Genomic DNA, 16,923 nt, shown 5'->3' on the forward strand with positions numbered 1-16,923 from the left:
TTAAGTTACATTTTAGTAGTTAAAATTGTAATACCTTTTGAGTTTAGCTTCAAAGTTTTTTGCCAAGTGTTAATTTTTTCTGAAACAATATTTTGTATTGTCTTTCCTTGTAAACCTATTTCTTTAAATCTCTCTAAATTTAATTCAACAGGAGTTTCATTTTTATTTAAAATAACCACTACAGTTTCATCTTTTTTAACTCTAAATAACACATATACACCATTTTCAGGTCCAAAATGAACTGTTTTTCCACTATGAATGGCCTCGCTATTTTTTCTATAGTTTAATACCTTTTTCAAAAAAGATTGCATTTCGGTTTGATTTTTAGTGAGGTTTTTTCCTGTAAATGCATTTACTTTATCACCTTTCCAACCTCCTGGAAAATCGGTTCTAATTAAACCGTGATCACCTGGTTTTGCGGCATCACTTAAAAGTACTTCTGTTCCATAATAAATTTGAGAAATTCTAGGTAACATTAACAAATATCCCACTGCCATTTTAGTTTTTGCAAAATCTTCTCCTAACTGTGTGTAAATCCGACTCATATCATGATTGTCTGGAAAAACCATCATTGTGTTTGGTTTTGAATATGAAAAATCGTTTGCCAATCCTTCGTATATTTTTACCAAACCAGTTCCCCAAGTTTCCTCTTCATTTAATCCGTCAACAATTACTTTTTGCATTGGAAAATCCATTGTTGAAGTTAAGTTAGAACGATATCCGTCCTTATTTTCAGCATCTTTTTGCCAATAACCCACCAATAAAGGGTTGGTGCTCCATTCTTCTCCTACAATGCTAAAGTTTGGATATTCTAACATAATTGCCCCAGCCCATTGACTCATAAATTCTTTATCTGGGTACGGATATGTATCTTGACGAATACCTCCTAAATTCAAAGTTTCAATCCACCAAATACTATTTTGAATTAGATATTTTGCTAATAATGGGTTGTTTTGATTTAAATCGGGCATTGCTGAAACAAACCAACCTTCATTCATAAGTCTTTTATCAAACTCTGAAGCATACCTATCTTGATTGGTTGTTCTTCGATGGTTGGTTATTACAGTAGTTCCTTGTAGAAATTCTTTTTGAAAATTAACCCAATTACTGGTAGGTAAATCTTTCATCCACCAATGTTCACTTCCAATGTGGTTTTCTACCTGATCCATTATTAATTTTATTCCTTTTTCAGTTGCTTTTTTTGATAAAGCAATATAATCTTCCAAAGTACCAAAACGTGGATCAACTTCATACAAATCGGTTATAGCATATCCATGATATGAGCTTTGTTTCATATCATTAATTAAAACTGGGGTTGACCAAATGGCCGTAAATCCCATTTTTTGAATATAATCTAAATGATTTGTAATTCCTTTTAAATCGCCTCCATGACGTGCATAATCATCTTTTCTATTGATGGTTATTTCACGAAGTCCTTTTACTTTATCATTAGAAGTATCAGCATTGGCAAAACGATCTGGAGTTATTAAATATATGGCATCAGAACTGTCAAAACCCTCTCTATTTTTTGAGTTTTTTGTTCTCTCTTTTAACTCATATTCATATGTAAAGTTATTTCGCCTGCCTTTTTTTGAAAAGGATATTTTAAACTTTCCTAAAGATGCTTTTGAAATATCAAAATTTAAAAATAAATAATTCTTATTTTCAGTTCTTTTCACCTCAATTAATTGAATATTTGCATGATTTACTGATGGTGTATAACTCGAAATATTCTCCCCATAAATTAGCAATTCTAATTGAGGTTCATTCATCCCAACCCACCAATTAGGAGGCTCAACTCTTTCTATTTTTTGAGCATATAAAGAAAATCCTAAAAATAATAGTATTAGGAAACAACTATTTTTCATAAGTTTTAAATTTAATTTAAACTGTAACTAATTGGTTTGAAGGAATTAAAATTTCATTATTATTAACAAGCATTTTAATTTCATTACCAGATTCATTAAAGAACTTACATGCTGTTTGACTTTTATAAACTTTGATAATACTACCTCTAAAGTTTATTGTAAATGAATACGATTTCCATTCCTTAGGTATTTGTGGATTAAAGGTTAACTTACCATCATCCCAAACACGCATTCCTCCAAAACCTTGTACAATAGACATCCAAGTTCCTGCCATACTTGTAATATGACATCCTTCATGAACTTCATGGTTGTAATCATCTAAATCTAAACGAGAAGTTCTTACATATTGTTCATACGCTTTAGGCATACGATCTATAGAAGCTGCTAATATTGAATGTACACAAGGTGATAGAGAAGATTCATGAACAGTTAAAGGTTCGTAAAAATCGAAGTGACGTTCCACTTCATCTTTTGAGAATTTGTTTTCAAAAAAGAATATCCCTTGGAGTACATCCGCTTGCTTGATATAACATGAGCGTAAAATACGATCCCAAGACCATTTTTGGTTAATTGGTCTATCGCTGATTGGTAATTTATCAACAGAACTAATTTCTTTATCTAAAAAACCATCTTGCTGCAAATAAATATTTTTTTCAGCATCAAAAGGAAAATACATATTTTCAGCTACTTTTAACCATTTATAGGTTTCTTCTGCCTTTAAATTGGTTTTGTTAATAATTCTTTCAAAATCATCTGGATAATTATGTTTTACCTTATTTAAACAATCAACCGTATATTCAATACACCATTTTGCTAAATAATTTGTGTAAAAATTATTATTTACATTATTTTCATATTCATTAGGTCCTGTAACACCTAAAATAACATATTTATTTTTAGCTTCGGAAAAATTAGCTCTTTGATGCCAAAAACGAGCAATTGCTATCATTACTTCTAACCCATTTTTTGGAATGTATTCAAAATCTTGCGTATAATTTACATAGTTATAAATACCATAAACCATGGCTCCATTTCTATGAATTTCTTCGAAAGTTATTTCCCATTCGTTATGACATTCTTCACCATTCATAGTTACCATTGGATATAAAGCTGCTCCATTAGTAAATCCTAATTTTTCGGCATTTTCAATAGCTTTATCTAATTGATTGTAGCGATAAAGTAATAGATTTTTGGCCACACTGGCATCTTTTGTTGCCATATAAAAAGGAATACAATATGCTTCTGTATCCCAATAAGTACTGCCTCCATATTTTTCACCAGTAAAGCCTTTTGGTCCAATATTTAGACGTGCATCGGTACCCATGTAAGTTTGGTTTAATTGAAAAATATTAAAACGGATTCCTTGTTGCGCTTTCACATCACCTTCAATAACAATATCGGCGGTTTTCCAAATATTTTTCCAAGAATCAATTTGACTATTTAAAAGTTGTTGAAACCCTATTTGTTTAGCTTCGGTTACGTTTTTAAATGCGGCATCTAATAATTCTTCATTCGAATGGTTTAATGAACTTACGTAACTACCATATTTATAAATTGTTGCAGTTTCACCTTCTGAGATATTCAACGTATAAGAATATGTAATTGATTTTTCTTCAATTAATGTTTGTTGGGGAATCTCAATAGGTTTTTCATTACTCGTAAATGAAACTGCCATTGCAGTAGCAACATGAAATTCTGTTTTTAACGTTTTTGAAAGAATGGCTCCTTTATTTTCTTCTGGTGAAATTTGAAGAATTTCCCAGAAAAATTCATCATAATTAGCATCTTCATTTACAATACCTGCATCTATATAAGGCGAAAAACTAATTTCTCCTGAAAAATTTAAAGGTTTAACTGTGTATGCTATTGCTCCAACTTCGTTATACTTTATACTAATAAATCGTTTCGTACAAACTTCAATTTGTTCACCTGTTGGGAGTTTTGCCACAAAAGAACGACTTAGCCAGCCTTCTTTCATATTTAGCTCTCTTTTAAAATTAGAAACTTTACAAGTGTTTAAATCTAATTTTGTAGTGTTAATTTGAATGCCAATTCCAATCCAATTTGGAGCATTCAGTACTTTTGCAAAGTATTCTGGATACCCATTTTTCCACCATCCAACTCTTGTTTTATCAGGATAATAAATTCCACCAATATAACTTCCTTGAAAAGTGTTTCCAGAGTAATCTTCTTCAAAATTTGCTCGTTGTCCCATGGCTCCATTTCCGATACTAAAAAGACTTTCTGATGCTTCAACATTTTCAGCACAAAAACCTTCTTCTATAATGGACCATTCATTAGGAATAATATAATTCTTATTCATTTTATCACATTTTATAATTCCTTTAAAAAGCGGAATTTTTAGAATTTGTTCTATTAATCTTTTTTAAATTGACTATTGATGTTTATTCAAAAAATAATATTTAGAAATAACTTTAGTTGTTAATTAATTTTTTTAAAAACTCAATAGAAAACCCTGTCATATCTTTAAATACAACATCGGCTTTATTTAATATTTGTTGATTTCCAATACCAACACATGTCATTTTCGCTAGTTTTGCAGCTTCTACACCAGCTATGGCATCTTCAACTACAATACAGTTTTCAGGTGCAGTTTTTAATTTTTGAGCAGCTATTAAAAACACTTCAGGATTAGGTTTAGCTTTAGACACGTCATTACCATCAACTAATGCTGTAAACCTTTTTAATAAACCTACTTTTTCTAAAATTAGTGGAGCATTTTTACTTGCTGATCCTAAGGCATATTTAATTTGATGTTCATCTAAAAAATCTAATAAATGAAGTACTCCAGGGAGAATTTCTTCTGAAGTCATTTGATGGACATACTCTAAATACTCTTCATTTTTTTTAATCAACATCGATTGTTTTTCATCTTCTGTTAATTCAATATTTCCTATATTTAATAAGATTTCTAAAGATTTAACTCTACTTACTCCTTTCAATAATTCGTTATGCTTTTCAGTAAACTCAAAGCCTAAAGATGTTGCTAAATTATGCCAAGCTAAAAAGTGATATTTTGCTGTATCTACAATTACGCCATCTAAATCAAATATAAATGCTATTTCTTTTTTCATGTTAACTATTTGTTGTTACTACATCATCTACATCTTTAACTTTGAAAACTAACATTGCTGCAATTAATAATGAAACTCCACTCATTATCAATGCATAAATTGGGTTTCCTCCATAAAAGTATTTCACAATTGGTCCTCCAATAATTGCATTAATTATTTGTGGCAACACTATAAAAAAGTTGAATATTCCCATATAAACACCCATTTTTTTTGCAGGAATTGATCCGGCCAAAATAGCATATGGCATTGCTAATATACTTGCCCAAGCTATTCCTACACCTATCATAGAAAGAATCAACCAATTTTCATTAGGCATAAAATAAATAGAAATTAAACCTAAACCTCCAAAAAACAATGAAACAGCATGAGTCATTTTTCTTCCTATTTTTTTTGCTATTGCTGGTAAAAAGAAAGCATAAACAGCAGAAACTGCATTATAAACTCCAAATAAAATTCCTACCCAATCACCTGCATTTTGATATGCTGTTCCATGATCTTCAAGCCCTAAACCATATATGTGGTGTGCAATGGCTGGAGTGGAAAACACCCACATACCAAATAACCCAAACCAAGAAAAAAATTGAACCGAACTCAACTGCTTCATCGTTAAAGGCATTTTTTTAAAATCGGTAAAAATATCTAGGATACTTGACTCCTCTTCTACTTCTTCCTTATCATCAGTAAACTGAGCCATTTCTTCTGGAGAATATTCTTTCGTTGTAAATACCGTAATTAAAATACTTATCACCAAAACTGTAGCACCTATTATAAATGACCATAAAAGATTTGTTGGAACTTCTCCTGGTTGAGTTTCATTTACAATTCCAAACCAATTGGTTAAAACATATGGTAGCCAAGAACCTACTACAGCTCCAATACCAATTAAAATAGTTTGAACACTAAATCCTAAAGTTCTTTGATCAGATGGTAAAATATCTGCAACTAATGCTCTAAATGGCTCCATTGCAATATTAAATGAAGCATCCATAATCATTAACATTCCTGCACCTACCCATAAGGCAGGCATAAAAGCAGTAAACATCTCTGCATTAGGCATTAAAATCAACCCGATAGATGCTAATAAAGCTCCTGCTAAAAAATAAGGACGTCTTCTTCCAAGTTTGGTCCAAGTTCTATCACTATAATAACCAATAATGGGTTGTACAATTAAACCTGTTAAAGGTGCTACAATCCAAAACCAAGATAATTCATGAACGTCGGCTCCAAATATTTGTAATATTCTACTGGCATTTGCATTTTGTAATGCAAATCCCATTTGAATTCCTAAGAACCCAAAACTCATGTTCCAGATATCCCAGAAACTTAGTTTCCTTTTTTCCATAAATATAATTAGTATTAAAAATATTAATACAAGTTAAGGTAAAGACCTTAATTGCTAATGTGAAGTGTGAAAAAATAGTAGTGTAAAATTGCTTTTACTGAACAAATATATAAATTAAATTGAAACTTTATCGCTTTTAAAATCAGTTTTTTAAACAAAAAAAAAGAAAATCTAGTACTATAACCTTTGAGTTAACAATTATTTTTTAAACAATTTTTTATAAATATTTTTAATTAAATATAATTCTTATTTAATTAAAGTTGATTGTCTAATTTTTAAGTTAGGTGAAATCACTTCTTTTTGATACTCTTTTGAGGCGGTATGTTCAATTCTATTAATTAGCAACTCTGCTGTTTGTTTTCCCATTAAAAAACCATGTTGAACAACTGAAGTTAACGGAGGAGATGTAAATTCTGAAATCAACCCACTTGTAAACCCTATAATTGCAATATCATTTGGAATTGTTAAGCCTCTTTCTTTAGCAATTTTTAATGCATTGGCGGCATAAATTTCGTTAACAGCTAATATGGCATCTGGTGGATTTTTTACAAAAATTACTTTTTTTATTTGTTCGTACAAATCTTGTTTATCATCAATTTTATAAATAAGGCTTTCATCTATTCCAATATCATTTTTAACTAATGATTTTAAATACCCTTCTTTTCGTAATGAACCTACTGTAATATAATCTTGAGTGGTTAATAAAGCTATTCTTCTTTTTCCTATTTCAACCAAGTGATTAGCTGCTTTATAAGCTCCTCCAACATCATCAATAATAACTTTATCACAGGCTAAATCATCTTTAACTCTATCAAATAACACCAACGGAAAGTCATCTTTTATAAGTGCTTCAAAATGTTTAAAATTTTGATTTTGTTGGGTTTCTCTTGCAAGTGAAACAATTAAACCATCAACACTTCCATTAGTTAATACACTTATATTAGACACCTCTTTATCATACGATTCATTAGATAAACAAACCATCACATTATATCCCTTTTCATTTGCATAGGTTTCAATTCCATTGATTACTGTTGAAAAAAAATGATGTACAATTTCAGGAATTATTACACCTATAACGGAAGTTTTTTGATTTCTTAATTGTAATGCTAAACTATTAGGTTTATAGTTATAAAAGCCTGCAAATGCTTTAATTTTTTCTCGTGTTTCTTCACTTATTTCATGACTATCTTTTAGTGCTTTAGAAACTGTTGATATGGATACTCCAAACTCATTTGCTATTTTTTTTAAAGTAATTCTTGGTTTCATATCAATTAAGTAAATCTTGTTAACTACAAATATAAAACTATTAAGTTAATAAGTTAACTAACATTTAAACATTCTAAAAACATATTTTTAACAGCTTTTTTAAAATTTCCAAAAAAAAACATAAAAAAACCCTATTAACTCTAACGTTTGAGTAAAAAAGTTATAAACACGAAAACGTTTGCGGAATTTTTTAGATGACTATTGTCACGTTAAATAAATGTTAAGTTCCTAACTTCACACTGTGAAAAGTAAAAAAATAGTATCAAAAATTATTAAAAAAAACTTAATTATTAATTAACTTAAAATAGATGAAAAATTTTAAATTTTTTTTGTTTAATGTCCTACTTTTAGTTCCTATTTTAATGTTTGGTCAACAAACAATAAAAGGAACCGTAGTAGAGTCAAAAGGTAATACGGCATTACCAGGCGTTGGCGTTATAATTAAAGGGACAGTTAAAGGGACCTCAACAGATTTTGATGGAAATTATACTTTAGAAAATGTTAAACCTGGAGATGTTTTAGTGTTTTCTTATATTGGTTTTTACACACAAGAAATAACCGTAGGTGAAACTACAACAATTAATGTTTCTTTAGTAGAGAGTACGGAGTCTTTAGATGAAGTAGTAATTGTTGGTTACGGTGTTACCACAGTTAAAGATGCTACAGGATCAGTAACTTCAGTTAAAGCGAAAGATTTAAATAAAGGTGCTATTGTTTCACCTGACCAAATGTTAACTGGTAAAGTTGCCGGTGTACAAATTACATCAGGTGGTGGAGCTCCAGGAAGTGGATCTACAATTAGAATTAGAGGTGGAGCTTCATTAAATGCTTCAAATGACCCACTATTTATTATAGATGGTGTTCCTGTTGACAAAGAAGGTATTGCGGGTATCAGAAACCCTTTAAATACCATTAACCCAAATGATATAGAATCTTACACCATATTAAAGGATGCTTCTGCAACCGCTATTTATGGTTCTAGAGCTTCTAATGGAGTAATCATTATTACAACTAAAAAAGGGAGTGATGGAGATATTCAAGGAACCTATAGTTCTAACTTTTCTGTAAATACAAATATTGAAACTGTAGATGCCTTATCTGCCGATCAATTTAGAACGTATGTAAATGAAAATGGAATTCCTTCTGATATAGCTTTATTAGGAAATGAAAATACAAATTGGCAAAACGAAATTTTTAGAACTGGTTATGGTACCAATCATAATTTAAGTTTAAATGGTAGTAGTGGTGCTTTTAAATTTAGAACTTCATTAGGTTACACCAACCAAACAGGTACCTTAAAAACTTCAAAACTTGAAAGAGGAACTTTTGCAGTTAGTATTGGTACTGTATTATTAGATGAGCATTTAAAAATAGATTTAAATACTAAACTATCATTAATTAACAACCGTTTTGCAGACACAGGTGCAATAGGAAATGCCATTTCTTTTGATCCAACCCAACCAGTATATTCAAACAATCCTACCTATGGTGGATATTTTGAATGGTTACAAGAAAATGGAAACCCTCAAGCTGTTGGAGCTCCAAGAAACCCATTAGCCTTATTAGAATTAAGAAATGATGAAAGTCACTCTAACAGAAGTATTGGTAACATTCAATTTGACTATAAAATGCACTTTTTACCTGAATTAAGAGCCAATCTTAATCTTGGTTATGATATTTCAAGTAGTGATGGTGATAATACCATTTTTAATTCAGCTACTGCCAAAACTGCTGAACTTGCTGCTTTAGGAAGTATTTCACATTTTGAACAAGATAAAAAGAATATCTTATCTGATTTCTACTTGAATTATGCTAAGGATATAGATGCTATTAATAGTTCTATAGACTTTATGGTTGGATACTCTTATCAAAATTTTAAAAATGAAGGGTTTGATAAAAATAATATTCAAGATAAAACCTTAACAGAATTATTAGATTATTATAATGAATTAAATTTACAGTCATTTTTTGGAAGATTAAAATACTCTTATGCAGATAAATACCTATTAACCTTAACTTATAGAAGAGATGGATCCTCTAGATTTAGTAAAAGTAACCGATGGGGTAATTTCCCTTCTGCTGCATTTGCTTGGAAAATTTACGAAGAACCATTTATGAAAAATGCAAATGCTGTTTCTAACTTAAAATTACGTTTAAGCTGGGGTATCACTGGTCAACAAGATGTTGGAGATTACTATCCAGCAATTGCAACATATTTGGCCAGTACAAATACTGCGCAATACCAATTTGGAAGCTCCTATATCACAACATTTAGAGCACAACCTTTCAACTCAACTCTAAAATGGGAAGAAACTGAAACTTACAACGCAGGTCTAGATTTTGGTTTATTTGATAATGTTTTAAGCGGATCTGTTGATGCTTACTTTAGAAAAACAAAAGATTTACTAAACTTTATACCATTTCCTGGAGGTTCATCTTTATCTAATGCTGGTAATGCTAACATTGGTAAGATGGAGAATAAGGGTATTGAGCTTACCTTAAATACAAAAGCTATAAGAACTGAAGATTTAAATTTAGACTTTGGTTTAAACTTTACTTACAATGACACTGAAATTACTCAACTTACAACAAATGATGGCCCAGACTATGAGGGAGTTCCTGTAGGTGGTTTTGATGGAGGTGTTGGAAATACCATTCAAAGACATACCGTAGGTTATGATCCTTATTCATTCTTTGTTTACCAACAAGTATATGATGCCAATGGCAAACCAATTGAAGGTGTATATGTAGATAGAAATAATGATGGCATTATTAGTAATGCTGATAGATACAGATATCAAAAACCAACAGCAGATTATACTTTAGGATTTACAACAGATTTAAACTATAAAAATTGGAATTTCAATATGGCATGGAGAGCAAATATTGGAAATTATGTTTACAATAATGTTGATTCTGCTAAAGGATTTAGAGACCAATTACTTAATCCAGGTTTCCCTAATGTAATTGAAAATGGAGTTGAAAATATTTTAGAATCAGGATTTATCAATGGTGGAGCCGAAAGATATTTGTCTGATTACTACGTACAAGAAGCCTCTTTTGTAAAGTTAGATAATGTTACAGTAGGTTATAATTTTGGTAGTGTGTTTGGAGAATCTTCCAACTTATCTGTTTCAGGTTCTGCCCAAAATATATTAACCATAACTGATTATGAAGGTCTTGATCCTGAAGTTGGAAATGGTATCGATTTTAACATCTATCCAAGACCAAGAATTTATATGATTGGAGTTAACTTAAACTTTTAATTAACTAAGAAATGAAAAAATATTCTTTTAAAATATTAATGATAGGAACTATCGTAACTTTGTTTACTTTAACCTCGTGTCTAAAAGATCTAGATACAGTTCCTCAAGATAAAGACATTGTACTAGCTGACGAATTATTTAATGACCCAGCTACTTATAAACAAGTTTTAGCTAAAATTTATGCAGGGTTAGCCATTAGTGGACAACAAGGTCCTGCAGGTTTACCTGATATTTCAGGAATTGATGAAGGCTTTAGTCAATATTTAAGACAATATTGGTTAGCTCAAGAAGTAACTACAGATGAAGCTGTAATTGGATGGGCAGATGGAAGTTTACCAGATTACCATGAACAAGATTGGAACGCTAGTAATGAATTTATTACTGCTTTATACAATAGAATCATATATCAAATCACTTCTTGTAATGCTTTCCTTAGAGAAACAACAGATGCAAAACTAAGTGCAAGAGGAGTTGATGGTCAGCTGTTAGAAGAAATTCAAATATATAAAAGTGAAGTACGCTTTTTAAGAGCTTTAAGTTATTATCATGCTATTGACTTATTTGGTAATTTCCCATTTGTAACCGAAACTGATGAAGTTGGATTCTTCTTTCCTGAGCAAATTAAAAGAGCCGATTTATTTAACTTTATTGAAAGTGAATTATTAGCTATTGAAAGTAAATTACCTGCTCCAAGAACTAACGAGTATGCAAGAGCTGATCAAGCTGCTGCTTGGACTTTATTAGCTAAATTATATTTAAATGCTGAAGTTTATACAAAAACTGGAAGATATAGCGACTGTGTAAATTATGCAGAAAAAGTAATAAATGCGGGTTATAGTTTAGAAACAACTTATGATAATTTATTTTTAGCTGATAACCACACTGCTAATGGAGTTATTTTCCCTATCGCATTTGATGGGTTGAGAACTCAATCTTTTGGTGGTACAACTTTTTTAATTCACGCAGCCGTTGGAGGTAGTATGTCTCCTGAAGATTATGGAATTAATGGTGGTTGGGGAGGTACTAGAACTACAAGTGCTTTAGTAAACACTTTTAATTCTGGAATTGATCTTAATGCTTCTAATGCCAAAATTGGAACTGCAACAAATTGGGGAGTGGTAGGATCTGCAACACCAAACGGATGGAATGGTCCAGACCTAGTTCTTCATCAAACAAGTACTCCAAATGTAGTTCAAGCATTTGTTAACTTAGTAGATGGTGAAATAAAATTTAGAACCGATAATGCTTGGAATGGCAGTGATTTTGGAGATAATGGAAGTAACATTTCAGTATCAGCTGGTTTATACAAACTTACTGTTAACGTAAATACTCAAGAATATTCATTTGAAAAAGACCCAAGAGCAATTTTTTATACTGACGGACAAGAATTGGAAATTGAATCTATAAGCACTTTTACAGATGGTTACGCTGTTCCTAAATTTAAAAACGTAGATCGTAATGGAGTAGCTGGATCTGATACTAGTGGGGACTTTACTGATACTGACTTTCCTTTATTTAGACTAGCTGATGTATATTTAATGTACGCAGAAGCAACCTTAAGAGGTGGAGGCGGAAGTGAAGCGAATGCAATTTCTTATATGAATGAATTAAGAGCTAGAGCCAATAATTTTGGTACAGTAACTTCTATAGACCTCGACTTTATTTTAAATGAAAGAGCTCGTGAACTTTATTGGGAAGGTCACAGAAGAACTGACTTGATTAGATTTGGAAGATTTACCGATGGAGCGTATGTATGGCCTTGGAAAGGTGGTGTAAAAGAAGGTGTTTCAACCCCTTCTTACTTAAACCTTTTCCCAATTCCAGCTACAGATTTAAATGCAAATCCAAACTTGCAACAAAACCCTTCGTACTAATATAAATCAAAGGAAAAAATGAAAATATTATTAAATAATTTGTTAATTCTATTCACAGCTTCAGTTTTTTTGGTTGCTTGTGATAAAGAAGATTTTACAGTATTAAATTCTAATGCTACTACCACAGTTAGCATCTCAACAACTGATGTAGTTTTAGACAAAGACAATGCTGGACAAGATGTACTAACTGTAACTTGGACTAAGCCAGATTATGGCTTTAATGCAGGTGCAGAATATGAAGTTGCACTATCAACTGCAAATGGCGAAAAAGCAATATCTGTTGGAAGTGAACTTTCAAAAACATTTGAAACTGTTGAGTTAAATAAAATTTTAATAGGATTAGGGTTAGAAGGTGGTTCACCTTCATCCGTTTCAGTTCAAGTAAGAGCTGTATTAAGTGATTACAAAGATTTAGTTTCTAATATCACAAACTTTAATGCAACTGTTTATGAAGACAAACTAGACTTATCTACCATTTGGGGAGTAGTTGGAAGTGCTACACCTAATAGTTGGGATGGACCAGATCTTCCTTTCTATCAAACTAGCAATGCAGATGTTGTTGTAGCTTATGTAACTTTATCTGATGGTGAAATTAAATTTAGAAGTAATAATAGTTGGGATGTTAATTATGGCGATGATGGTAATGATGGTAGCCTAGAACCTGGTGGAGCTAATATAGTTGTTTCAGCTGGAACTTATAAAATTACTTTTAATACTAATTCGCTAACCTATACCATAGAAACTTATACTTGGGGACTTGTTGGTTCCGCTACAACAAATGGTTGGGATGGACCTGATATGACAATGAATTATGATTCTTATTCGAACACTTGGAAAACTGTTGTAACTTTAAGTGAAGGTGAGGTTAAATTTAGATTTAATAATGATTGGGGATTAAATTATGGTGATGATGGAGCTGATGGAAAACTTGAAAATGGAGGTGCTAATATCGCTGTTACTGCAGGTAATTATTTGGTAACTTTAGATCTAAATGCATTAGAATATTCTATTGAACCAATTGATATTTGGGGATTAGTAGGTTCTGCTGCTCCAAATGGTTGGGATGGGCCAAATGTAAGATTCTCTCCAGATTACAGTAAAGATGGTGTTTGGGTACTTGATAAAGTAACTTTAATAGATGGTGAAATAAAATTTAGAACTAATGATAGTTGGGATGTTAATTATGGTGATGATGGTAATGATGGTAGTCTTGAAGCTGGAGGAGCTAACATCGTTGTTTCTGCTGGAACCTATTCAATTATTCTAAATTTTAGTGATGAAAATGCACCTACTTATATTATTACAGCTATTTAATTAAAAATAACTTTTAATTAGAATATTTATAAAAATCTGCATAAAAATATTTATGCAGATTTTTACTATTAATTTTTTTAAATTTATTTCAAACCAACAAAATGAAAAAAATAGCTCTTCTATTTATACTATTAGTACAAGTAAGTTTTGCTCAAGTTAGTACTTTACCAGCAATTCCTACAGCAACTAATGAAATAACCATAGTTTTTAATGCTGCTAACACTCCACTTAATAATTATAGTGGAGACATTTATGCGCATACAGGAGCTACAGTTGATGGGGTGAAATGGCAAAATGTTATTGGAAATTGGGGCGAAAATAATGTACAACCAAAATTAACAAGATCAGCCTCAAACTCTAATGAATATACTTTAAGCATCACTCCTTCTGCTTATTCTTTTTATGGAATCAATACTAACAAAACAATAACAGAACTAAGTTTTGTTTTTCGATCTTCAGATGGAAATACTCAAACGTCAGATATTTTTATTCCAATCTATGAAGAAGGTTTAAATATCACAATCACGAACCCAATAAATAACAATTCATTTAATTTAAATGAAACTATTACTATTACTGCTGAATCTTCTCTAGAAGCAGATTTAGAAGTTTTAGTAAACAGCATTTCTCAAAAAATAGCTAATAGTTCAACAACTATTTCTACTAATTATAAGTTTACTACAACTGGAAATCATTTTATAAAAGCTAAAGCTACTGCAAATAATGAAACTAAAGAAACTGAAATTTCAGTTTTTGTAAAATCCCCAACTCAACATAAAAGTTTACCAAATGGTGTAAAAAATGGAATCAATATTCATCCTGATAATTCAATAACTTTTGTGTTACTTGCTCCAAACAAAACAGATGTTTTTTTGATTGGAGATTTTAATAACTGGGAATTAAACGAAGCCTATCAACTATATAAAGACGGTGAGTATTTTTGGATTACACTAAACAACCTAGACCAAAATTTTGAATATGCATATCAATATCTTATCGACTTTAATATTAAAATAGCCGACCCATATTCGGAAAAAATATTAGACCCTTGGACAGATCAATATATTAAAGAAGGAAATTATCCCAACTTAAAAGAATATCCTACTAATTTAACCGATGGTTATGTTTCTACTTTTAAAATCAATGAAGAAGTATACGTTTGGAATGTTTTGGACTTTATTAAACCTCCGCAAGACAATTTAATAATTTATGAATTACATATCAGAGATTTTACAGAATCTGACTCGTATAATGAAGCTATAACTAAATTAGATTATTTACAGTCTTTAGGCATCAATGCTATTGAATTAATGCCTATAAATGAATTTGAAGGAGCAGATAGCTGGGGCTACAATCCTGCATTATATATGGCTTTAGACAAAGCCTATGGAACAAAAAATGATTTAAAGAAGTTTGTAGATGAATGTCATAAAAGAAATATAGCTGTTTTAGCAGATGTTGTTTTTAATCATTCATACGGACAATCTCCTCTACTTCAAATGTATTGGGATTCACAAAATAATAAGCCTGCTGCTGATAACCCTTGGTATAATCAAAATCATAACTTGGTAGATAATACAAGTGCGCATTGGGGCTACGATTTTAACCATGAATCTTCATACACTACCAACTTTTTTAATGATGTATTAACTTATTGGATGGAAGAATATAAAGTTGACGGTTTTAGGTTCGATTTTACTAAAGGTTTTTCTAACACCCTATATTATGGAAGCAACAATTGGGCAAGTACCTATGATGCTAGTAGAATAGCTATTTTAAAAAACTATGCAGACCATGTGTGGAGTTATAATTCTACAAACAAACCGTATGTTATTTTTGAACATCTAGCTACAAATTCAGAAGAAACTGAATTAGCAAATTATGGTATTATGCTTTGGGGAAATTTAAATCATAATTACAATCAAAATACAATGGGCTATAGTTCTGAATCAGATATTTCTTGGATTTCTTACCAACAAAGAGGTTGGAACAAACCAAATATAGTTGGTTATATGGAAAGTCATGATGAAGAGCGTTTAATGTACAAAAATCTTCAATATGGCAATAGCAATTCTACCTATAATATTAAAAATTTAAACACTGCATTAGCAAGAGAAGAACTTGCAGGAATGTTTTTCTTTACCATTCCTGGACCTAAAATGATATGGCAATTTGGTGAATTGGGCTATGACATTAGTATCAATGAAAATGATAGAGTAGGAAGAAAACCAATATTGTGGGAATATTTTAATGAAGCTCAAAGAAAACAGCTCTATAATACTTGGGCTACTTTAATTGAATTTAAAAAACAATATCCCGAAGTATTCAATTCTTCTGATTTCTTATTAAATGTAAATACACTAACAAAATCTATTGTATTAAAACATTCTAGCATGGATATTGTTATAATTGGGAATTTTGATATTGTAAATAAAGAAATAAACATTCCTTATACAAAAACTGGCATTTGGTATGAATATTTTACTGGGGAAGAAAAAAACGTTATCAATACTTCTGAAACTATTTCTTTAAAACCTGGAGAATACAAACTATTTTCTTCTATAAAACTATTAGATCCAAGAGGAGGAACTGCTTTAGATGATAGTGATGGCGATGGTGTTGCAGATACTTTAGATTTGTGCCCTAACACTTTTCCAGGAACTAATGTAAATGAAACTGGCTGTCCTTTATTTAGCCTCTCCCCAGCCAATTTTACGATAGAAGTTATAGGAGAAACCTGTGTTGGCAAAGAAAATGGCAGCATTGAGATTGCTGCACAAGAAGCTTATAATTATTCTGTAACAGTAGATGAAACAATTTATAACTTTACCAATACTACCAATGCTTTTATTGAAGGATTGGCTCCTGATACCTATGAATTTTGTATTTCAGTAG

At 30.9% G+C, this 16,923-nt stretch carries 9 protein-coding genes; 4 read left to right on the forward strand and 5 right to left on the reverse strand.

The genetic code is table 11. The features are described 5' to 3' along the window. Positions 1-5 precede the first annotated feature (5 nt). The 5 genes from ACFQZW_RS12470 to ACFQZW_RS12490 all read right to left on the reverse strand — a co-directional run bounded on the left by ACFQZW_RS12470 (position 6) and on the right by ACFQZW_RS12490 (position 7,574). On the reverse strand, positions 6-1,868 hold the full coding sequence (locus tag ACFQZW_RS12470) for a glycoside hydrolase family 13 protein (protein ID WP_386783417.1): 1,863 nt from the start codon (positions 1,866-1,868) through the stop codon (positions 6-8). Positions 1,869-1,884: 16 nt separating this feature from the next. Continuing rightward, complete coding sequence (locus ACFQZW_RS12475) at positions 1,885-4,191, reverse strand: glycoside hydrolase family 65 protein (RefSeq protein ID WP_372801107.1); 2,307 nt, start codon at positions 4,189-4,191, stop codon at positions 1,885-1,887. Between the two features lie 112 nt (positions 4,192-4,303). Further along, positions 4,304-4,963: a beta-phosphoglucomutase gene (gene pgmB, locus ACFQZW_RS12480; RefSeq protein ID WP_386783419.1), complete on the reverse strand. Its 660-nt coding sequence runs from the start codon at positions 4,961-4,963 to the stop codon at positions 4,304-4,306. A gap of 1 nt (position 4,964) precedes the next feature. Then, positions 4,965-6,305, reverse strand: coding sequence for an MFS transporter (locus tag ACFQZW_RS12485; protein ID WP_298265983.1), 1,341 nt, complete (start codon positions 6,303-6,305; stop codon positions 4,965-4,967). A 246-nt stretch (positions 6,306-6,551) separates the two neighbouring features. Beyond that, on the reverse strand, positions 6,552-7,574 hold the full coding sequence (locus ACFQZW_RS12490) for a LacI family DNA-binding transcriptional regulator (protein ID WP_298265981.1): 1,023 nt from the start codon (positions 7,572-7,574) through the stop codon (positions 6,552-6,554). A gap of 308 nt (positions 7,575-7,882) precedes the next feature. Here ACFQZW_RS12490 and ACFQZW_RS12495 point away from each other — a divergent pair, with 308 nt between their 5' ends. The 4 genes from ACFQZW_RS12495 to ACFQZW_RS12510 form a co-directional block, all read left to right on the forward strand. Then, positions 7,883-10,840 (forward strand): SusC/RagA family TonB-linked outer membrane protein, encoded by a 2,958-nt coding sequence (locus tag ACFQZW_RS12495; RefSeq protein WP_298265979.1) that lies wholly within the window; start codon positions 7,883-7,885, stop codon positions 10,838-10,840. Between the two features lie 11 nt (positions 10,841-10,851). Next, a complete protein-coding gene (locus ACFQZW_RS12500; RefSeq protein ID WP_372801113.1) occupies positions 10,852-12,714 on the forward strand; it encodes a RagB/SusD family nutrient uptake outer membrane protein in 1,863 nt (620 codons plus the stop codon). 18 nt (positions 12,715-12,732) lie between these two features. After that, positions 12,733-14,028, forward strand: a complete 1,296-nt coding sequence (locus ACFQZW_RS12505) for a SusE domain-containing protein (protein ID WP_372801115.1) — start codon at positions 12,733-12,735, stop codon at positions 14,026-14,028. Between the two features lie 101 nt (positions 14,029-14,129). Next, positions 14,130-16,923, forward strand: a 2,794-nt coding sequence (locus ACFQZW_RS12510; RefSeq protein ID WP_386783424.1) for an alpha-amylase family glycosyl hydrolase, incomplete at its 3' end; no start/stop codon positions are given.

This window comes from Lutibacter aestuarii (assembly GCF_042676885.1).
GTDB lineage: Bacteria > Bacteroidota > Bacteroidia > Flavobacteriales > Flavobacteriaceae > Lutibacter > Lutibacter aestuarii.